At 60.3% G+C, this 18,545-nt stretch carries 19 protein-coding genes; 12 read left to right on the top strand and 7 right to left on the bottom strand.

Going from position 1 to position 18,545, the window contains the following annotated elements:
• Positions 1–57: 57 nt before the first annotated feature.
• From mutY to BLX89_RS07685, 5 genes are all read left to right on the top strand, one after another.
• The gene (gene mutY / locus BLX89_RS07705) at positions 58–1,182 is read left to right on the top strand and encodes an A/G-specific adenine glycosylase (protein ID WP_075290080.1); all 1,125 of its coding nucleotides are present in this window, start codon (positions 58–60) and stop codon (positions 1,180–1,182) included.
• Entirely contained in the window at positions 1,179–1,802 is a 624-nt protein-coding gene (locus BLX89_RS07700; protein ID WP_075290079.1) for an HAD family hydrolase, read from the top strand. Before mutY ends, BLX89_RS07700 begins: the two co-directional genes overlap by 4 nt.
• A gap of 57 nt (positions 1,803–1,859) precedes the next feature.
• Positions 1,860–2,222, top strand: a complete 363-nt coding sequence (locus BLX89_RS07695) for a nuclear transport factor 2 family protein (RefSeq protein ID WP_075290078.1) — start codon at positions 1,860–1,862, stop codon at positions 2,220–2,222.
• Between the two features lie 126 nt (positions 2,223–2,348).
• Positions 2,349–3,413 (top strand): calcium-binding protein, encoded by a 1,065-nt coding sequence (locus BLX89_RS07690; RefSeq protein WP_075290077.1) that lies wholly within the window; start codon positions 2,349–2,351, stop codon positions 3,411–3,413.
• A gap of 419 nt (positions 3,414–3,832) precedes the next feature.
• The gene (locus tag BLX89_RS07685) at positions 3,833–4,024 is read left to right on the top strand and encodes a hypothetical protein (RefSeq protein WP_075290076.1); all 192 of its coding nucleotides are present in this window, start codon (positions 3,833–3,835) and stop codon (positions 4,022–4,024) included.
• Between the two features lie 974 nt (positions 4,025–4,998).
• Here BLX89_RS07685 and BLX89_RS07670 read toward each other — a convergent pair.
• Entirely contained in the window at positions 4,999–6,129 is a 1,131-nt protein-coding gene (locus tag BLX89_RS07670) for a site-specific DNA-methyltransferase (RefSeq protein ID WP_075290073.1), read from the bottom strand.
• Positions 6,130–6,277: 148 nt separating this feature from the next.
• Here BLX89_RS07670 and BLX89_RS07665 point away from each other — a divergent pair, with 148 nt between their 5' ends.
• Positions 6,278–6,574, top strand: a complete 297-nt coding sequence (locus tag BLX89_RS07665) for a nucleotidyltransferase family protein (protein ID WP_075290072.1) — start codon at positions 6,278–6,280, stop codon at positions 6,572–6,574.
• Between the two features lie 111 nt (positions 6,575–6,685).
• Here BLX89_RS07665 and BLX89_RS07660 read toward each other — a convergent pair whose 3' ends face one another.
• Both BLX89_RS07660 and BLX89_RS07655 read right to left on the bottom strand, forming a co-directional pair.
• A complete protein-coding gene (locus BLX89_RS07660; protein ID WP_075290071.1) occupies positions 6,686–7,042 on the bottom strand; it encodes an antibiotic biosynthesis monooxygenase family protein in 357 nt (118 codons plus the stop codon).
• Positions 7,039–7,368, bottom strand: a complete 330-nt coding sequence (locus BLX89_RS07655; RefSeq protein ID WP_075290070.1) for an NIPSNAP family protein — start codon at positions 7,366–7,368, stop codon at positions 7,039–7,041. The genes BLX89_RS07660 and BLX89_RS07655 overlap by 4 nt, the downstream gene beginning before the upstream one ends.
• Positions 7,369–7,442: 74 nt before the next feature.
• Here BLX89_RS07655 and BLX89_RS07650 point away from each other — a divergent pair, with 74 nt between their 5' ends.
• Complete coding sequence (locus BLX89_RS07650) at positions 7,443–8,135, top strand: ArsR/SmtB family transcription factor (RefSeq protein ID WP_075290069.1); 693 nt, start codon at positions 7,443–7,445, stop codon at positions 8,133–8,135.
• 91 nt (positions 8,136–8,226) lie between these two features.
• Positions 8,227–8,922, top strand: a complete 696-nt coding sequence (locus tag BLX89_RS07645) for an HAD family hydrolase (protein WP_075290068.1) — start codon at positions 8,227–8,229, stop codon at positions 8,920–8,922.
• 54 nt (positions 8,923–8,976) lie between these two features.
• On the opposite strand, the gene BLX89_RS07640 is transcribed toward BLX89_RS07645, so the two are convergent.
• Positions 8,977–9,525: a hypothetical protein gene (locus BLX89_RS07640; RefSeq protein ID WP_075290067.1), complete on the bottom strand. Its 549-nt coding sequence runs from the start codon at positions 9,523–9,525 to the stop codon at positions 8,977–8,979.
• 376 nt (positions 9,526–9,901) lie between these two features.
• On the opposite strand from BLX89_RS07640, the gene thrC reads away from it, so the two are divergent.
• From thrC to BLX89_RS07620, 4 genes are read left to right on the top strand one after another with little or no spacing between them, the layout of a single operon-like run.
• Positions 9,902–11,308 (top strand): threonine synthase, encoded by a 1,407-nt coding sequence (thrC, locus tag BLX89_RS07635; protein ID WP_075290066.1) that lies wholly within the window; start codon positions 9,902–9,904, stop codon positions 11,306–11,308.
• An 18-nt stretch (positions 11,309–11,326) separates the two neighbouring features.
• Complete coding sequence (locus BLX89_RS07630; RefSeq protein WP_075290065.1) at positions 11,327–12,625, top strand: M16 family metallopeptidase; 1,299 nt, start codon at positions 11,327–11,329, stop codon at positions 12,623–12,625.
• Between the two features lie 48 nt (positions 12,626–12,673).
• On the top strand, positions 12,674–13,285 hold the full coding sequence (locus BLX89_RS07625) for a GNAT family N-acetyltransferase (RefSeq protein WP_075290064.1): 612 nt from the start codon (positions 12,674–12,676) through the stop codon (positions 13,283–13,285).
• Complete coding sequence (locus BLX89_RS07620) at positions 13,285–16,206, top strand: EAL domain-containing protein (protein ID WP_083637375.1); 2,922 nt, start codon at positions 13,285–13,287, stop codon at positions 16,204–16,206. The genes BLX89_RS07625 and BLX89_RS07620 overlap by 1 nt, the downstream gene beginning before the upstream one ends.
• A gap of 107 nt (positions 16,207–16,313) precedes the next feature.
• On the opposite strand, the gene BLX89_RS07615 is transcribed toward BLX89_RS07620, so the two are convergent.
• The 3 genes from BLX89_RS07615 to BLX89_RS07605 form a co-directional block, all read right to left on the bottom strand.
• Positions 16,314–17,396, bottom strand: a complete 1,083-nt coding sequence (locus tag BLX89_RS07615) for a zinc-binding metallopeptidase family protein (RefSeq protein WP_075290062.1) — start codon at positions 17,394–17,396, stop codon at positions 16,314–16,316.
• A 209-nt stretch (positions 17,397–17,605) separates the two neighbouring features.
• On the bottom strand, positions 17,606–17,797 hold the full coding sequence (locus BLX89_RS07610; protein ID WP_075290061.1) for a CsbD family protein: 192 nt from the start codon (positions 17,795–17,797) through the stop codon (positions 17,606–17,608).
• A 120-nt stretch (positions 17,798–17,917) separates the two neighbouring features.
• Positions 17,918–18,520, bottom strand: a complete 603-nt coding sequence (locus tag BLX89_RS07605) for a YqgE/AlgH family protein (RefSeq protein WP_075290060.1) — start codon at positions 18,518–18,520, stop codon at positions 17,918–17,920.
• Positions 18,521–18,545 lie beyond the last annotated feature (25 nt).

Raw genomic sequence — 18,545 nt, 5'->3', positions numbered from 1 at the left:
TGAAGGAGGCCGATCACTCCGCCAAGTATAGGCGACAAATCACTCTTCCGGCAAATCATGCTCTCTTTACCGCCTGCGGTCCCGATCGCGCAACGACTTCTCGCCTGGTACGACCGGCACCACCGCGACCTGCCCTGGCGCGTTTCGCCGCCTATGGCGAAAAGCGGGATCGTGGCGCGGCCCTATGATGTCTGGCTCTCGGAGGTCATGCTGCAGCAGACGACGGTGCAGGCGGTCAAACCCTATTTCGAGAAGTTTCTGCGGCTCTGGCCTGACGTCACCGATCTGGCGAAGGCCGATACCGAAGAGGTGATGAAGGCATGGGCCGGCCTTGGCTACTATGCCCGTGCCCGCAACCTGAAGAAATGCGCCGAAGCCGTGGCTGAGCGGCATGGCGGCATTTTTCCCGATACCGAGGAAGGCCTGAAAACCCTGCCCGGCATCGGCGACTATACGGCCGCCGCCATTGCCGCCATCGCCTTCGGCCGCCGGAGCGCTGTGCTGGATGGCAATATCGAGCGGGTGTTTTCGCGGCTCTTCATGGTGGAAACGCCGCTGCCGGCCGCGAAGCCTGAACTCCGGGCACTGGTGGGCGAAGCGACGCCCTATGACCGGCCGGGGGATTTCGCGCAAGGCTTGATGGACCTCGGCGCAACGATCTGTACGCCAAAGCGACCCGCCTGCGCGCTCTGTCCGCTCAACGAAGACTGTCTTGCCTTGAAAGAGGCCGATCCCGAGAGCTTTCCGCGCAAGGCCGCGAAAAAGGAAAAGCCAGTGCGTGTCGGCGCGGCCTTCGTCGCGATACGCCCGGATGGCGCGGTTTTCCTGCAAAAGCGCGGGGATACCGGGCTTCTCGGCGGCATGACGGAAGTGCCGGGCACGGAATGGACCGCCCGCATCGATGGCGACACCACGATGGCCGGACGGCCCTTCGATGCCGACTGGCAGGCCTGCGGCGCCATCGTTCACGTCTTTACGCATTTTGAATTGCGCTTGTCGGTCTATCGGGCCAATCTCGCCGCCCGCGACGAGCCTCAGGGCTTCAAGACGGGCAATGGCTGGTGGGAACATCCTGAAACCCTGAAGGATCAGGCGCTGCCCACCGTCATGAAGAAAGCAATCGCCCAGGCTATACCGGACGCCTTCCGGCAGACGCCGAAATCGAGGAGCATGCCAAGATGAGTTCCGACAAGGCCAAGGCCGAGATCCGCCACATCGTGTTCGATATCGGCAAGGTGCTGATCCACTACGACCCGAACCTGCCCTTCAGCCGAATCATCCCGGACGATGCCGAGCGCAGCTGGTTCTTCGCCAATGTCTGCACCCACGACTGGAACCTGGAGCAGGATCGCGGCCGCGACTGGGTGGAGGCAGAGGAACTGCTGATCGCGAAACATCCGGACCACGTCGAGAGCATCCGTGCCTTCCGCAAGCATTGGACGGAGATGGTGCCGCATGCCTATGTCGAAAGCGTTTCGATCATGGAAGGACTGATCGCGCAGGGGCATGACGTGACCCTGCTCACCAACTTCGCCTCGGACACTTTCAAGGAGGCGATCAAGCTTTTCCCGTTCCTCACCCTGCCACGCGGCGTGACGGTTTCCGGCGATGCCCGCGTGATCAAGCCGGATCTGGCGATCTACCAATTGCATGCCGAGACCTTTCGCCTCACGCCTTCGGCCACGCTCTTCATCGATGACAGCATGGCGAATGTGGCAGGCGCCCGCGCCGCAGGCTGGCACGCGATCCATTTCACCGATCCGCAGACCCTGAAATCAGACCTCGCCTATTACGGGCTCTGATGCCGGGCTGCGCCAATCTCCCAAAACGGCTTCCACGAGGCAATCCAGAGTGACGACATAGACCCGTGCGCGCTCGTTGCGCGTTTTCACCAGGCCATCAACGAACTCGACTTCGCCACGATCGAAAGCTTCTTCAGCGACGATGCCCGCTACGCCTCCGGAAAGGTCGGTGGTCTGAAGGGTCGCGAAGAGATCATGATCGCCTTCCGGCGTTATTTCGAGGAGTATCCGGATCAGGTGGCCGAAGACAGCCTGATAGAGCCGGTTTCGCCGCTCGCCGCCCGCGCCGTCTGGAGCCTGAAGGCTACCAGCAGCAAAACGGGAGCCCCCCTGACCCGCCGCGGCGAGGAAACGATCACTTTCGACAGCGAAGGAAAAATCGTGAATGTCGATGTAACGGACTACGACGCGGCAAGCTGAACGGCGCCACGAAAAGCTCACCGCAAGATCACCAAAGCGCCACAATCGGTTCAGCCATCGTTCACCTTGATGGCCGCATGATCGCACCCATCGAGTTCAGCGTCTCATCATGAAAGGTACAGTTCCATGGCTACCATTTACGGCACCGACGACGACGATAAGATTGTTCAGAACAAGTATGCGGCGGTGAAAATCTACGCCTATGACGGCAACGACGACATCTACCTGAACCGCACCGACAGCTACGGCGGCAACAACTACGTCAGCGCCGGCGCTGGCTCCGACATGGTCGTCAACTATTTCGAGGGCGGCAACGACATCTATCTCGGCACCGGCAACGACCTCTACATCGCCGACATCCGCGCCGGCGCCAAGGGCGAGTATGACATCGTGCACGGTGGCGACGGCAACGATCGCTTCGAGGTCGATACGTTGGCCAGCGTCTATTACGGCGATGCCGGCAACGACAAATTCCTCTCGATCGGCTATGACAACTCCTTCAACGGCGGCACGGGCGTCGATACGATCAGCTACGAGCAGCGCGGCAAGTTTGTGGACATCGACCTTGCCGGCAAGAAGGCATTGACAGGCAGCGGTCACTACGAAGACCTGATCAGCATCGAGAATGCGATCGGCACCAATTACAGTGACGACATCACCGGCAGCAGCGCCCGCAACATCCTGAAGGGCCTGGGCGGTAACGACCTTCTGGAAGGCCTTGATGGTCATGACGACCTTTATGGCGGCTCGGGCCACGACGATCTCTACGGCGGCAATAACGATGACGACCTCTGGGGTGACTCCGGACTTGATAACCTCTATGGCGGCGCAGGCCGCGACATCCTGACCGGCGGCGCCAACAGCGACCTTCTGGTCGGCGGCAGCGGCGCGGATACGTTCGATTTCAACTCGGTGAGCGAAATCGGCCGTGGCAGCACCCGCGATTTCATCCAGGATTTCCGCCATTCCGAGGCAGACGTCATCGACCTTACCACCATCGACGCCAATACTGGCCGCAGCGGCAACCAGGCCTTCAGCTTCATTGGCGGCGCGTCGTTCGGTGACAAGGCTGGCGAACTTCGTTTCTCAAGCGGCGTGCTTTCCGGTGATGTCAACGGCGATGGCGTCGCGGATTTCGATATCCGGATGAACGGCGTCACCAAGATGTATTCGAACGACTTTTTCCTCTGAGAGAAAAACGATAACGCCTGAAAACAGAAACGCCCGGAGTTCCCTTGGAACTCCGGGCGTTTTAGCATTCCCCCGGGACTGAAGGTACTAAAACCGGAAGAAGGCCATCCCTGCGCCGTCGAAAACTCCGACCCGCTTAATCTGCTTCACGCGGAGGTTCCGGTCCGGGTATCTTCCGACTCGGAAACACATGCGATACACGGACGGCCGGCCGGATCAGACGCTTGTTTGCCTGCCTGAAGGATAGGCCTAGGATGGTTAAATTCTTCTAAAAAATAGAAGTGGTTAGGTCGCGACCTCTTATTTTAGAATATTCTGTTTTGATACGAGATCGGCGCGTGAAACCCATAAAAATTTATGGTAAATGGGAAACAAATTGTTTCTGAATTCCGTTCCTGACCGACAGGAAGGTGGTGGCGATGAACTCAAATTCCGAAACATGGAAAAAGACCGAAGGGCGCACCGGTCCTGTCGGGGAAAGCCCCAAGCGATGGATCATCGAATGCATCGCCTGCGACACCCTGGTCGAGCCATGGCAGACCGAGGGGTATCAGTATGGGTACTGCAACAGCTGTTTTGAGACGCTCATGGACCCGGACAAGATGCTGTAGGGGCTCCTTTTCACCGTTGACGACAGCCCCTCGCCAACGTCTGACTGCTTAGCGCCCATGGATTAATTCGGAGAAAAACTATGCTTTGCCGTGCGTGCAGGCATTCAAGAATGCGTGTGGTCACTAGTGTTTCGGCTCAGTAAAGGGGGCCGCGATAAATTTGGATAACAATATCTTTGCCGTGTTGCTTTCCAAACCGTAGGCCAATCCCAAAGCATTGACACAGAAGGCGTCACTTCGGCCAATTGATTTTAGGAAATAAATGAATTTCCCTTCCTCTCTGAACACGGATTTCGCAATAATGATAACCGTTCTCCAAAGCAGTTTTCTCGTTTTTGTGAAATCGCCGGTCTTTTTTCTGATCTCGTACATCTGCTCGCTCGGAAATTTGCTTTATATAACCTCTGCAGAGGATCGGAGCCGCCAATACTCTCCCGCAAAGGGGACGCTACCACACCTCAAATTATAGCATAATCTCGTTCGCTAAAGCCTGTCGCCTTGAAGCCAAATGTAATCGTTTATGACCGCTTTGCGCCCAATTGTGGTCATCAGATAGTCCTGTTCACTTCCGAGCCGATTTTCTCTGCTGTCGAGTGACGAGCAGGGTCTGTTCGGCCTCCTCAATTGAGGGCAAAGGGCGCTCTGATCTTAAGATATGAAATGCGCCACAGTTTTCGTCAGGGCAACCACAGGAGACGACGTCCACATGGTGCCTGGTTTTTCCCGCTCGCTTTTGCACGGCGTTCATGCGCTCTTCGCTCTTAATGGTGTCAAAGATCGCACCGCGCTTCAGGAATTTTCCGGTCATTGCAGTGCTGCCTCGATTTCTTGTCGTCTGCGCTAAAATGACAGCACGACCGAACATCCACAACGGGCCAAGAGCAGCCCATCGCCCTTGCCCCCCCCTAAAAAAACACCAAAGCCACCGTACGGGACCGCACGATGGCTTTGGTGTGGGCAGGGAACCCTATCTCTTAATTGATCTTGGCCATATCCGCACGAATGATGGCGCGGAGCGCATCGATCGGCTTCAGCGCGCCCTCGTCTTCGAAATGCCAGAAGGTCCAGCCGTTGCAGGCATCGAACCCTTGCACCTTCGCGCCCAGGCGATGGATCGAGCCGGCGTCGCCGCCGCTGGCGATCGTGCCGTCGGCGCGGACGATGGCGCTGTAACGGCGGCGTTCGTCGGTCAGCACCGTGCCGGGCTTGATCAGGCCGCTTTCGACCAGCGTGTTGAAGGCAACGCGTGGTTCGGCCTTCTTGCCGGTCATCACCGAGAGTGTCGCCTTGCCAAGCGGCTCGACGGCGGCGATGCGCTCGGCGGCGGCATCGATATACTCTTGCTCGCGCTCGACGCCGACGAAATGGCGGCCGAGACGCTTTGCGACGGCGCCGGTGGTGCCGGAACCGAAGAAGGGATCAAGCACGACGTCACCTGGCTTGGTGGAAGCCATCAGGATGCGGGCGAGCAGAGCTTCCGGCTTCTGGGTCGGATGCACCTTCTTGCCGTCTTCGCCCTTCAGACGCTCGCCGCCCGAGCAGATCGGGAACAGCCAGTCGGAGCGCATCTGCACATCGTCGTTCGAGGCCTTGAGGGCATCGTAGTTGAACGTGTAACCCTTGCCCTTGGCGCTGGGAGACGCCCAGATCAGCGTTTCATGGGCGTTCTGGAACCGGCGGCCCTTGAAGTTCGGCATCGGATTGGTCTTGCGCCAGATGATGTCGTTCAGTATCCAGAAGTTGAGGTCCTGAAGCGTCGCGCCAACGCGAAAAATGTTGTGGTAGGAGCCGATCACCCAGAGGGTGCCGGTAGGCTTCAAGACGCGGCGGCAGGCGAGCAGCCAGGCGCGGGTGAAGGCATCATAGGCATCGAAGGAGACGAACTGGTCCCACTCGTCATCGACGGCATCGACGTGGCTCTGGTCGGGACGCGTCAGTGCGCCGCCGAGCTGCAGATTATACGGCGGATCGGCGAAGACGACATCGACGGAATTGTCTGGGAGAGCTTCGAGCGCTGAAACGCAGTCGCCCTTGATGATGGTATCCAGCCAGCCGGAAGGGCGGGCGGCGCGAGAAATATCGGCCGGCGAAACAACAATGGACATGGACAACTCGCTCTTACGCTTACTCGGAACAGATTTCAGGCTCTTATGGTTACCGAAGTTGGTTACCAAAAGCTGAATTTCCTCCGAGATTTACAAAAATGAGCGTCGGGAATGGCGGGGATATCGTGGATACGTTATCTTGCAGGCCATGCTGAAAAACGAAGCCATCGCCACGCTTGAAAACAATGCCGCTGCCATTAAGGATTTGGGGGCAACAGCTCTCTATCTTTTCGGCTCGACAGCCCGCGATGAGACGAAGGCGACCAGCGACATCGACATTTTCATCGATTACGATGACAACAGCCGCTTCAATGCGCTCGACCTCATGAGCATCAAGCTGCTTCTCGAAGAAAAACTGAAAACGGCCGTGGACATCACCACGCGCGATGGCCTTCATCCGCGCCTGAAAGACCGAATAGAAGAATCCGCAATCAGGGTCTTCTGATGCCGAGGGACTATTGCCACGCGCTTGATGATATTCTCGAAGCGATCCAAGGTATCGAAAATGTAGCGAGCAGCCGCTACCGACCTGCGCATCAGGTTCTGCAGCACATCACTATTCCACTGCCTGTGGATGCCACTGCTTGCTATCCCCGGGCGCCTCCTCGCGTTCGCTCAGGCCATAGTCCCGGATTACCCCCGCGACCCGCAGGCGATAATCGGCGAAAACACCGTGGCGACCGGCTTCCTGGGCGGCACGGTGCTGCGAAAGATTGCGCCATTGGCGCACCGCCTCCTCATCCCGCCAGAAAGACAGGGACAGCATCTTGCCGGGGGTGCTGAGGCTTTCGAAACGCTCGATCGAGAGAAAGCCATCAATCTCCTTCAGCCGCGCGTGAAGTTCAGAAGCCAGATGCAAATAGACGTCGCGACGTCCGTGCGCGGGTGTCACCTCGAAGATCACCGCGATCATGGCGTCACCTTTGGCGCATGCGGCAGGGACATGTTCTTGAGGAAGATGCGGTCTTCCTTCAGGATGAAGCGCTCGCGTTTGGCAAACTGGTAGTTTTCGCCCCCGAGCGGATCGACGGCAAGCCGGGCACGATAGGCCTCGTAGGCTGCGAGGCTTTCGATGTTATAGACGCCGTAGGCCGTCGTCGCGGAGCCCTCATGCGGGCCGAAATAACCGATGAGATCGGCGCCGCAGCGAGGGATGCATTGGCCCCAGTTGCGGGCGTAGTCGGCGAACTGATCCTTCTTGAACGGGTCGATTTCGTAGCGGATGAAACAGGTGATCATCGTTTTTCCCTTCGTCTTTCGATGATGCTTTTTGCCATCTTGAACGCATGGGATGCTTCGGTTACGGTCGAACTATGAAAGAAGGACCGGACATCGCCCAGATCGGCGCCCTTATCGGCGACCCCGCCCGCGCCAACATGCTGACCGCACTGATGAGCGGCAGGGCGCTGACGGCAACCGAGCTTGCGGGAGCCGCGGGCATCACGCTGCAGACGGCAAGTTCCCATCTCTCGAAGCTTGAAGCCGGAAAGCTGGTGCGACAACGCAAGCTGGGCCGGCACCGCTATTTCTCGTTGTTCGACGACGATGTGGGCTTGCTGCTGGAAAACCTGATGGGCTTTGCCGCGAGCCGCGGTCTGTTGCGCCAGCGGCTCGGACCCAAGGACCCTTCGCTGCGCAAGGCACGCATCTGCTACAACCACCTCGCCGGCGACTATGGCGTGCGCATGCTCGACAGCATGATCGCCGAGGAAATCATCGAGAGCCGCGAAGACGAACTGGTGCTGACCGATAGCGGCAGCATGCGGATGACCGGCTTGGGGATCGATCTGGAAAGCCTGACGAAACGCCGCCGGCCACTTTGCCGCACCTGCCTCGACTGGAGCGAGCGGCGGTCGCACCTGGCGGGTTCGCTCGGGGAAGCGCTGCTCAGCCTGTTTCTCGACAAGGGCTGGGCAAAGCGTGAGGCCGAAAGCCGGCGCATCGCGTTCACCCGCAGCGGGGAGCGGACGTTTCTCGACCTTTTTGCGGTGCCGCCTGCCACTTGATCGCGCCCTTGCATGGCAGCTACCCGCCGCCCGCGGTTGAGCTTTGCGGCCGCATCGTGTAAACGGCGGCGGTCTTCCCAAAGGATATCCCATGAACAGCATCGATCTCATTCTCTTCGATTGCGACGGCGTGCTCGTCGATTCCGAAATTATCGCCAGCGAAGTCGAAGCCGAACTTCTGACAGAGGCGGGCTATCCGATCTCGACCGAGGAGATGGCGGAGCGCTTTGCGGGCCTTACCTGGCATCACGCCCTGCTGCAGATCGAGAAGGAAGCCGACATTCCGCTCTCGGCCTCGCTCATCAAGCGCCACGACGAGGTTCTCGACAAGCGGCTGGCACGCGATCTGAAGATCATCGACGGCGTTCGCCCGATGCTCGCCGGCCTGAAGCTGCCACACGGCATCTGCTCCAACTCGACCTCGGAGCGGCTTGCCATGATGCTCGGCAAGCTCGGCATCAAGGATCATTTCGGCAAGCATATTTATTCCGCTCGCGATCTCGGCGAAGACCGGGTGAAGCCGAAGCCGGACATTTACCTGCACGGCGCCAAGCAGTTCGGCATCGATCCGTCGCGGGTTCTGGTGGTGGAGGATTCGGTGCATGGCGTTCACGCTGCCCGCGCGGCCGGCATGCGCGTCGTCGGCTTTACCGGCGCCTCACACAGCTATCCGTCCCACGCCGATCAGCTCACGGATGCGGGCGCGGAAACCGTCATCTCGCGCATGAGCGCGCTGCCGGGCACGATCGAAGCACTTTCGGCCTGGTCGGAAGAGATGAGCGCATAAAAGCGCCCTCCATAGAACGTAAAAAAACCGGCTGTAACGCCGGTTTTTTGTTGCTTACTTTTTCTTCTTGCCCTGCGGGCCCTCGTCGAAACCGACATAGACCTTCGCGAAGGAGCCGGCACCGCCCGGAATGGCGATGTTGGCCTTGGTGAAGATGAACTGGGCGGCACCTGCGCCCTGCTGAACGGTGACCGGATACTGGGTCAGTTCGGAATAAAGCGTGTTTTCGCCATCCGTCACGGCAACGCGGATCGGGAGGTTGACGCTGCCGGCGCTACCGGCCGGGCCGGCGACGACGCGACCCTGGGCGACTACGGTTATGACGAGCTGCGATTCGTTCTGCACGCACTGGCGGGTCGTGTCGACGAGCGTCGCTTGATAGGCAAGCTTGGTCGGGTCGCCCTGCGTGCCGGCGTAACTTGTGTGGATGGCAGTGCCGTCGAGCAGGAAGACCTGCGGGCAGGCGCCCTGGATGACGGCCGGGGTCGGAGTGGCGGCGCTGCCGCCGGCGTCGATCGCGCCGCCGGTATCTGTCTTGTTGCAGCCGGCTGCGATGAGAAGAAGAGATATGCCGAGAATCCGGCTGGAGACTTTACCGATCACGTAACTGAACCCTCTGCTCTACGCATGGCGGCTGGATCGCATGGCGCGAAACGCCGCAACTCCCATCGTTGGCGCTGCGGGCCTGTTTGTACCTGCAAGCAGGGCAAACTCGCCGCAACTGGGCCTTTCAAGACCCTTGGCGATGGTCTATAGCAGCGGCGCATTGAAAAATCGATTGGTGAATCCGCAGGCTTTCTAAAAAGTTCGGCTTATGGCCGAAACGCATTCGAATGCCGCCACACCGATAGCTCCGATGCAGAATTCCGGCGGCTTCGCCATGGCTTGACGCAAAGAGAACCGCAGTTTTCGCGTCATTCCCGTAACGTCGCCTCGATCCGGCCGCTTCGGACACGGAACGGCGAATGCATGACGAAGGATGGTAACGGTGAAGTATGTCTCGACGCGGGGCGAAGCCCCTACCCTCGGTTTCTGCGATGCGCTCATGGCAGGCCTTGCCCGTGACGGCGGCCTTTACGTGCCGAAACACTGGCCGACGCTGAGCAAGAAGGAAATCCGGGCACTGCGCGGCAGATCCTATCAGGAGATCGCCTTCGCCGTCCTGACGCCCTTCGTCGACGGCGAAATCCCGGACGACAAGTTCCGTGCGATGATCGACGAGGCCTATGCTACCTTCCGCCATCCCGCCGTGACGCCGCTGGTGCAGACCGGCCCGAACAGCTTCGTGCTCGAACTCTTCCACGGCACGACGCTCGCCTTCAAGGACGTCGCGATGCAGCTGCTGGCGCGGTTGATGGACCATGTTCTCACCGAGCGCGGCGAGCGCGCGACCATCGTCGGCGCCACTTCGGGCGATACCGGGGGTGCGGCGATCGATGCCTTTGCCGGGCGTGACCGCACCGATATCTTCATCCTGTTCCCGGAAGGCAAGGTCTCGCCGGTGCAGCAGCGCCAGATGACGACCTCCACCGCCTCCAATGTCCATGCGCTGGCGATCAAGGGCAATTTCGACGACTGCCAGAATCTCGTCAAGGAGATGTTCAACGACACCCCGTTTCGTGACGGCGTGGCGCTTTCCGGCGTCAACTCGATCAACTGGGGCCGCATCATGGCCCAGGTCGTCTATTACTTCACGACGGCCATCGCGCTCGGCGGCCCGGACCGGAAAATCTCCTTCACGGTACCGACCGGCAACTTCGGCGATATCTTCGCAGGCTACGTCGCCAAGAAGATGGGCCTGCCCATCGACAGGCTGGTTGTCGCCACCAATGACAACGACATTCTCGCCCGCACGTTGAAGACCGGCCGTTACGAGATGCGCGCGGTGAAGGCGACGACCTCGCCGTCGATGGATATCCAGATCTCCTCCAATTTCGAGCGGCTGCTGTTCGAAGCCTTTGATCGTGATGCCTCGAAGGTGCGCCTCGCCATGGCAGGCCTCAAGCAATCCGGCGCGTTTGAGATCGAGGAAAAGGCGCTGAAGGCGATCAGGAAAGAGTTCCGCGCCGGTCGCGCCACCGAGAAGGAAGTGGCGCGCACGATCAAGACGGTGTTGGCCGATACCGGCTATCTGCTCGATCCGCACAGCGCCATCGGCGTGTTTGTTGCGGAGAAGAATGCGAAGCCCGGCTCCCCGATGGTGACGCTTGCGACCGCCCATCCCGCAAAATTCCCCGCCGCAGTAAAATCGGCCAGCGGTATTGACCCGGCGCTTCCAACGTGGCTTGCTGACCTGATGGTCAGGGAGGAGCGTTTCGATATACTGGAGCCCGAGCTTAAGATCGTTGAAACTTTCGTCAACGAGCATGCGCGCATCCGGAAGTAGGACGCAGAAAGACAGACGATGAAAGTTGAGTGCACTCGGCTCAAATCCGGGTTGACGGTCGTAACCGAGAACATGCCGCACCTCGAAAGTGTCGCCCTCGGTGTGTGGATCAAGTCTGGTTCGCGTGATGAAACCACCGAAGAACATGGCATTGCCCATCTTCTCGAACACATGGCTTTCAAGGGCACGGCCCGGCGCTCGGCGCGCGATATCGCCGAGCAGATCGAAAATGTCGGCGGCGAGGTCAATGCCGCGACATCGACGGAAACCACATCCTATTATGCGCGCATCCTCAAGGACGACGTGCCGCTTGCCGTCGATATACTGGCCGACATCCTCACCGAATCGTCGTTCGAAGACGAGGAACTGGAGCGTGAGCAGCAGGTGATCCTGCAGGAAATCGGCGCCGCCAACGACACGCCCGACGATGTCGTGTTCGACCGCTTTGCCGAAACCGCCTTTGCCGGACAGACCATCGGCCGCCCGATCCTCGGCACGCCGGAAACGGTGCAATCCTTCACGCCCAACCAGATCCGCGCCTATCTCGCCCGCAACTACACGACCGACCGTATGTTCGTCGTCGGTGCCGGTGCGATTGACCATGACAGCTTTGTACGACAGGCTGAAGAACGTTTTGCCAGCCTGCCGGAGAAAGCAACCGGCCCGCAGGCCTCGCAGCCCGCCCGCTATATCGGCGGCGAGGTGCGCGAAGACCGCGACCTGATGGATGCGCAGGTGCTGCTCGGTTTCGAGGGCAAGGCCTATCACGCCCGCGACTTCTACTGTTCGCAGATTCTCGCCAACATCCTCGGCGGCGGCATGTCTTCCCGCCTGTTCCAGGAAGTGCGCGAGCATCGCGGCCTCTGCTACTCGGTCTATGCCTTCCACTGGGGCTTTTCCGATACCGGCATCTTCGGCGTCCATGCGGCAACCGGTGGCGAGAACCTGCCGGAACTGATGCCTGTCATCATCGACGAACTGCGCAAGTCTTCGATGCAGATCGACCAGCAGGAAATCGACCGCGCCCGCGCGCAAATCCGCGCCCAACTGCTGATGGGTCAGGAAAGCCCGGCTGCCCGCGCCGGCCAGATCGCCCGCCAGATGATGCTCTACGGCCGCCCGATCCCGAACGAGGAGCTGATGGAACGCCTGCAGGGCATTACCGTCGAGCGCCTCAAGGATCTTGCCGGCCGGCTGTTCTTCGATACGATCCCCACACTTTCGGCGATTGGTCCCGTAGACAAGCTGGCGCCGATGGACGACATTCTCGGAGCGCTGTCGAACGGCGCCCGCCATCCCCGCGCGGCTGCCGGCTAAAAGTCGCAGCCCGCGCAAACACCATCCGGCCCGCCCGCGGAGGCATATATGACACGATCGGTCTTTCGGTTTCTGTCACGGCAGCCGGACCCGGTCGAAATTGCCAGTGCCACGCATCTGCTGCGCCTGCCCAAGATCTCGGACTATCGGCAATGGTTTCTGCTGCGCAGCGAAAGCCGCGCATTCCTCGAACCGTGGGAGCCGACCTGGCGGGCGGACGAGATGACCGAGAGCGCGTTTCGCACCCGCGTCATCCGCAACGAGCAGGAATTTTCCTCCGGGCAGGCCGTACCGCTGTTTCTGATCTCCCGGCCGGACAACCAGCTGATGGGTGGGCTCACCATCGGCTATATCCGCCGCGGCGTCGCCCAATGCTGCATGATCGGCTACTGGATGGGCGAACGTTACGCCGGTAAGGGGCATATGGAACAGGCGCTGCGTCTTGCGCTTCCCTACATCTTTTCGAGCCTTCAGTTGCACCGCGTCGAGGCAGCCTGTATTCCCGAGAACCAGAGAAGCATCAGGCTTCTTGAAAAGGTCGGATTTCAGCGCGAAGGCTATTTGCGGGAATATCTGAAGATCAATGGACAATGGCGGGATCATCTGATGTTCTCCCTGCTTTCGCAGGACAGCGCGCCAGCCAGGAATTCGAGTAACTGATGACGTTCACCCGTTCGCCCCTTCTCCTACCGGTTCGGAGGATCAAGCCGGTCCAGAGGTTCATGGCGTTCGTGCTGGCGATGTTCGCACTGCTGTGGACCAGTCAGGCTCTGGCGATCGAACCTGTAAAAATTTCCCGCGAGGACACCGCGCTCGACCTGACGGCGACGACCGAAATCTATACGGGCCGCGGCGAAGCCTTCCAGGTCTCCACCGCTCCGGGAACGGACGGCATCGTGCGCCGGATTGAGGTGCGCTCCAGCACGGACAACCATCAGGGCGACTGGGCCGTTTTCGCGCTCGCCAACGTTTCGGAAGAACAGATCGACCGCGTGATCGTGGCGCCGCATTTCCGCCTTGTGAACTCGAAAATCTTCTGGCCCGATCTTGGTTCGCAGCGCATCCTGTCGATCACGCCAAGCGAAGGTTTCGCGCTGGACCGGCAGCCGAGTGACGAGGCGGACGTGTTCCGCATCACGCTCAACCCCGGCTCCGTCATCACCTTCGTCGCGGAATTGGCGACCCCTGAGCTGCCGCAGCTGTATCTGTGGGAGCCGGACGCCTACAAGGATACGGTCAACGCCTTCACGCTCTATCGCGGCATTGTTCTCGGAATCGCCGGCTTGCTCGCCGTGTTCCTGACGATCCTCTTCGTCGTCAAGGGTACCTCCATGCTGCCGGCGACCGCGGCGCTGGCCTGGGCCGTGCTCGCCTATATCTGCGTCGATTTCGGCTTCCTGTCGAAGCTCATCAGCGTGACGGCCGGCGACGATCGAATATGGCGCGCTGGAACGGAAGTGTTTCTGGCGGCGGGCCTCGTGGTGTTCCTCTTCACCTACCTGAACCTCAACCGCTGGCACCAGCATCTGTCCTACGCGACGCTCGCCTGGATCCTGGGCCTTGGCCTGCTGTTCGGCGTCGCGATCTACGATCCGGCGATCGCCGCCGGCATTGCCCGCCTCTCGTTTGCGCTGACTGGTACGGTCGGTATCATCCTGATCGCCTATCTCGGCTTCAACCGTTACGATCGCGCCATCCTGCTCGTTCCGGCCTGGCTCCTGACCCTCGTCTGGCTCTTTGGCGCATGGCTGACGGTCACCGGCCAGCTTGCCAATGATATCGTCCAGCCGGCGCTCGGCGGCGGGCTTGTGCTGATCGTGCTGCTGATCGGCTTCACCGTCATGCAGCACGCCTTTGCCGGCGGCGCCTACAGCCAGGGCCTGTTTTCCGATCTCGAGCGCCAGTCGCTGGCATTGACGGGCTCGGGTGATACCGTCTGGGACTGGGATGTGGCGCGCGACCGGGTTGTCACGATCCCCGACATTTCCGCCCAGCTCGGTCTTTCGCCCGGCAGCATGAACGGCCCGGCCCGCAACTGGCTGCCGCGCCTGCATCCCGACGACCGCGACCGCTTCCGCGCGACGCTGGACATCTTGCTGGAACACCGCCGCGGCCGCCTCAACCACGATTTCCGCATCCGCGCCGAGGACGGGCATTACCACTGGCTTTCGATCCGCGCCCGGCCTGTGCTCGGCGCCAACGGCGAAATCATCCGCTGTGTCGGCACGATCGTCGATGTGACCGAACAGAAGAATTCGATCGACCGGCTCCTGCACAATGCGATGCAGGACAATCTTACAGGCCTGCCGAACCGTCAGGTGTTCCTCGACCGGCTGCAATCGATCCTGTCGCTGGCCTCGGGCACCAACTCGGTGCGTCCGACGGTGATCACCATCGACATCGATCGCTACAAGCACGTCAACGATACGCTCGGCATCGCCGCCGGCGACAACATCCTGATCGCCCTGACCCGGCGCCTGCGCCGTCTCCTCAAGCCGCAGGATACGCTTGCGCGCCTCGGCGGCGACGAATTCGGGTTGATCCTGATGTCGGAACGCGATCCGGCCAAGGTTGCGGATTTTGCCGATGCCGTATCCAAGGCAATCATGGTGCCTCTGTCCTTCGGCAATCGCGAGGTGAACCTCACCGCCTCAATCGGCCTCGTTTCCTGGGTCGATCAGCAGGAAAATGCCGCCGTTCTGGTTGATGACGCCGAGCTTGCCATGTTCCGCGCCAAGAAAGCCGGCGGCAACCGCGTGGAACCTTTCCGCCCGGCCTTCCGCACCTCCGGCACCGACCGCCTGCAGCTGGAACACGACCTGAAGCGCGCCATAGAGCGCAAGGAACTGAGCCTCGTCTATCAGCCGATCGTGCGGCTGAACGATGCGGAGATCGCCGGCTTCGAGGCCCTGATGCGCTGGGATCACCCCAAGCGCGGCAACATCTCGCCGTCCGAATTCATTCCCGTCGCGGAAAGCTGCGATCTGATCGGCGAACTCGGCCTCTTCGCCTTCGACCGCGCCACGAGCGACCTGACAGAATGGCAGCTCCAGACCGGCGATCTGCCCGTCTTCGTGTCCGTCAACTTGTCCAGCGCGCAGCTGCTGAACAACGAGCTCTATGACGATATCCGCGCAGTTTTAAGCAAGAACCGCTGCGATCCCAACAAGATCAGGGTTGAGCTGACGGAATCGCTGGTCATGGAAAACCCTGAACAGGCGCGCCTTGTCCTCGAGAAACTGAAGGATGCCGGGCTGAAGCTGGCGCTCGACGATTTCGGTACCGGCCATTCCTCGCTCGCCTATCTCACCCGTTTTCCCTTCGACACCATCAAGATCGACAAGGCGCTGGTGAAGGACCCGAGCGACAAGCGCGCGATCCTGCTGCGCTCGGTCATTTCCATGGCCCGCGAACTCGATATGGAGGTGGTTGCGGAAGGGATCGAGTCGGAAGAGGATGCCGTGCAGCTTGCAAAGATGGGCTGCGATTTTGGCCAGAGCTTCCTCTTCGGCCCGCCGATCGGACCGGATTCGATCCTGAGATTGCTCAAGGAGCGGTTTCCGTTGATGAAGCGGGCGTGAGGGCGAATAGCGAATAGCGAATAGCGAATAGCGAATAGCGAATAGCGAATAGCAAAATTCGTAGCATCTTGCCGATTCGCTACTCCCTATTCGCTATTCGCTCTCATCTACGTCCAAAACACATACTGCCTGTTCCCCGCCCTCTGAATCAGCGCGTTGATGAAATTGAGCTTCTGCACCACCGGCGGGGATAAGATGAACGGGTAGCTGTCTGCCTGCCCCATGCTGCGCTGAAGGCTGTTGAGCGCCACGCTGAGCGGTATCCACGCATCCACCAGGGCCTGCGCGTCTTCGGCGCGATAGGGATCGAAATCCACTTCCGCGGCCATGTCCTGATGGCGGCGCGCGTCGGTGGAGATGCCGAAGGAGCGCGCCGTCTCCAGCGTATCGACGATATGAAAGAAATGCGCCCAGCATTCCGCGAAATCCTCGGCGGGATGGCAGCTGGCATAGGTGCTGATGAAGCGGGTCTGCCAGTCGGCCGGCGGTCCCTGCTCGTAGTTGCGCTGGAGGGCCGCGGCATAATCCTCGCGCTCGTCGCCGAACAGCTGGCGCGCAAGCGTGAGCGTATCCTCGTCTCGGACCAGTTGCGCCCAGTAGAAATGGCCGCTCTCGTGACGGAAGTGGCCGAGCAGCGTCCGGTACGGTTCGCCCATGGAGACGCGTACGCTTTCGCGGGTTGCGTCGTTGGCCTCAGCCGCGCGCAGGCTGATGAGCCCGTCCTCATGCCCGGTCATCGCGGGAATAACATTACCGTTGGCATCGACCTCATCCGCGAGGAAATCGAATACCAGACCGCCCTGCGGGTCGACGTCGCGCCCGGGAATGGGCAGCCGCCAGCGCAGCAAGGAGTAGAACAGATGCCGCTGCGCCTGCCCGATGCGCTGCCAGCGCTCCAACCCTTCCGGGTTATCGGTGACGGGCACGATGCGATTGTAGCGGCAGGCGACGCAGTAAGCGTTGCTGTCGCCCGCTGCGACCAGCCAGTTGCAAATATCGTGCTCCGCATTGGCGCAGAAAATCACGTTTTGCGGCAAAGAGGTCATCGTCCTCCAGCCACCGTCGACTGGCTGGAGCGCATGAAGCGCGAGATCTTCCGAAGAAAACCCAAGCCGGGAGCCGCAGGAAATGCAGAAGCGATTGTCGAAATGAATGGGATTGCCGCAGTTTTCACAGGCAAAGAGTCTCATGGAGAAGGGTCCGTTCCTGCATGAAGGTGGGTGGGGCTTTTGAGAAGATATAGGACAGGCTCAAACATAGGAAATGCCCGCTGGCACAGAGGCACAGCGGGCATCGGCGCAGAAACTCCCATCCAGTTGAACCCGTCAGGACAGAAGCTGGTTGCGCACCTCGTGGCCACGCCTCTCCCTATCGGGCGAAAGGCGCAGCGATGAGAAGATTACATGCGGTCAACGGCACCCTTGACGGCGCTCTTGGCCTTGCCGGACGTGGTCTGAACCTTGCCCTTGACTTCCTGGCCCTTGCCTTCGGCGCGCAGCTTGTCATTGCCGGTCGCCTTGCCTGCTGCCTGCTTGGCCTTGCCGGCTGCCTGGTTGGCGGCACCGGCAATCTTATCAGACACACTGCCCATATCACGTTCTCCTTGATGGGTTGAGCATGATCAGTTGTTCATGCTTGCGTCTGGAAAACGGGGAAAAATGAAAAAGGTTCCGGCTGTTTTTCGAAAAGAAACAAAGCGTGAGCGCGCCGCTCAGGCGTGGCCCGCATTCATGGACAGCATGGCGGGCGCGACGCCCATTAGCGCCAGGGCGCGATCATACTTGTCGCCGAAATCGCGATCGAAGATCAGTTCTTCGCTGGCCGGGCAATTGAGCCAGCCATTGTTGGCGATCTCATTTTCCAGTTGCCCCGCACCCCAGCCGGCATAACCAAGCATCATGGTGGCGCGCACCGGGCCCTCGCCGCGAGAGATGGCGCGGATGATGTCGAGCGTTGCCGTGAGGCAGATATCGTCGCTGATCGGAATGCTGGAGGTGCTGATGTAATCGTCCGAATGAAGGACGAAGCCACGTCCCGTTTCAACGGGGCCTCCGGTCTGAATCTGGAAACGACGGGCGCGCTCCGGCAGCCGGATCGCCTCATGGGAATCGACGATATCCAGATGCTGCAACACATCAGAGAAGCTCAGTTGCTGCGGCCGGTTGAGGATGAAGCCCATGGCGCCATCGGCGGAATGGGCGCAGATATAGATGACGGTCCGGGAAAAATTGCTGTCGGTCATGCCCGGCATGGCGATCAGGAACTGCCCGTCGAGCTGGCCGCGTTCGCGCTTGTTCTGCAATGTGGTCATCATGGTGTCAGCCTATTCGGTCAGAGCC

The sequence above is a fragment of the Pararhizobium arenae genome, from assembly GCF_001931685.1.
Taxonomy (GTDB): domain Bacteria; phylum Pseudomonadota; class Alphaproteobacteria; order Rhizobiales; family Rhizobiaceae; genus Pararhizobium; species Pararhizobium arenae.
The sequence above is the reverse complement of the archived record's forward strand: the minus strand, read 5'-3'. Positions and strand labels throughout refer to the sequence as shown.

What these genes read in the sequence shown, in the direction of transcription:
- mutY (WP_075290080.1), top strand. Translation starts at nt 58, where the DNA reads ATGCTCTCTTTACCGCCTGCGGTCCCGATCGCGCAACGACTTCTCGCC.
- BLX89_RS07700 (WP_075290079.1), top strand. Translation starts at nt 1,179, where the DNA reads ATGAGTTCCGACAAGGCCAAGGCCGAGATCCGCCACATCGTGTTCGAT.
- BLX89_RS07690 (WP_075290077.1), top strand. Translation starts at nt 2,349, where the DNA reads ATGGCTACCATTTACGGCACCGACGACGACGATAAGATTGTTCAGAAC.
- BLX89_RS07685 (WP_075290076.1), top strand. Translation starts at nt 3,833, where the DNA reads ATGAACTCAAATTCCGAAACATGGAAAAAGACCGAAGGGCGCACCGGT.
- BLX89_RS07670 (WP_075290073.1), bottom strand. Translation starts at nt 6,129, where the DNA reads ATGTCCATTGTTGTTTCGCCGGCCGATATTTCTCGCGCCGCCCGCCCT.
- BLX89_RS07665 (WP_075290072.1), top strand. Translation starts at nt 6,278, where the DNA reads ATGCTGAAAAACGAAGCCATCGCCACGCTTGAAAACAATGCCGCTGCC.
- BLX89_RS07660 (WP_075290071.1), bottom strand. Translation starts at nt 7,042, where the DNA reads ATGATCGCGGTGATCTTCGAGGTGACACCCGCGCACGGACGTCGCGAC.
- BLX89_RS07655 (WP_075290070.1), bottom strand. Translation starts at nt 7,368, where the DNA reads ATGATCACCTGTTTCATCCGCTACGAAATCGACCCGTTCAAGAAGGAT.
- BLX89_RS07650 (WP_075290069.1), top strand. Translation starts at nt 7,443, where the DNA reads ATGAAAGAAGGACCGGACATCGCCCAGATCGGCGCCCTTATCGGCGAC.
- BLX89_RS07645 (WP_075290068.1), top strand. Translation starts at nt 8,227, where the DNA reads ATGAACAGCATCGATCTCATTCTCTTCGATTGCGACGGCGTGCTCGTC.
- thrC (WP_075290066.1), top strand. Translation starts at nt 9,902, where the DNA reads ATGGTAACGGTGAAGTATGTCTCGACGCGGGGCGAAGCCCCTACCCTC.
- BLX89_RS07630 (WP_075290065.1), top strand. Translation starts at nt 11,327, where the DNA reads ATGAAAGTTGAGTGCACTCGGCTCAAATCCGGGTTGACGGTCGTAACC.
- BLX89_RS07625 (WP_075290064.1), top strand. Translation starts at nt 12,674, where the DNA reads ATGACACGATCGGTCTTTCGGTTTCTGTCACGGCAGCCGGACCCGGTC.
- BLX89_RS07620 (WP_083637375.1), top strand. Translation starts at nt 13,285, where the DNA reads ATGACGTTCACCCGTTCGCCCCTTCTCCTACCGGTTCGGAGGATCAAG.
- BLX89_RS07615 (WP_075290062.1), bottom strand. Translation starts at nt 17,396, where the DNA reads ATGAGACTCTTTGCCTGTGAAAACTGCGGCAATCCCATTCATTTCGAC.
- BLX89_RS07610 (WP_075290061.1), bottom strand. Translation starts at nt 17,797, where the DNA reads ATGGGCAGTGTGTCTGATAAGATTGCCGGTGCCGCCAACCAGGCAGCC.
- BLX89_RS07605 (WP_075290060.1), bottom strand. Translation starts at nt 18,520, where the DNA reads ATGATGACCACATTGCAGAACAAGCGCGAACGCGGCCAGCTCGACGGG.